This window comes from Psychroserpens mesophilus, from assembly GCF_050617655.1.
GTDB classification, from domain to species: domain Bacteria; phylum Bacteroidota; class Bacteroidia; order Flavobacteriales; family Flavobacteriaceae; genus Psychroserpens; species Psychroserpens mesophilus_A.
Genome location: NZ_JBODQC010000147.1, coordinates 1 through 276, shown reverse-complemented (window position 1 = coordinate 276; position 276 = coordinate 1). Strand labels below are relative to the sequence as shown.

Below are 276 nucleotides of genomic sequence, written 5' to 3'. Positions count from 1 at the left end.
CCCTCTTCCTAAGCCTGCGCGTAATCGGTGAAACTCAGGCATGTGTCCTTCTTGAAACTGGCCACCGAGCGTGACAGAAATGAAGGACTGGACAGATCGTCCGCCTCGGCAATCCAGACTTTCGATCCACGACAGAGCGACAGGCCAAGCTCCCATTGTTTGAACACATTGCCGCTGTTCTTCTCATTGGTCACCAGGCGTATCCTGCGCCCTGCCACTTCCGCGCAATGCTCGATCATCTTCACACTACCATCGCTGGAGCAGTCATCCAGTACG

1 protein-coding gene is annotated in these 276 nt (G+C 55.1%); it reads right to left on the bottom strand.

Annotated features, from left to right (window positions below):
* Positions 1–8: 8 nt before the first annotated feature.
* On the bottom strand, positions 9–276 hold a 268-nt coding region (locus ACRHNM_RS16700), incomplete at its 5' end, for a glycosyltransferase (RefSeq protein ID WP_431137749.1).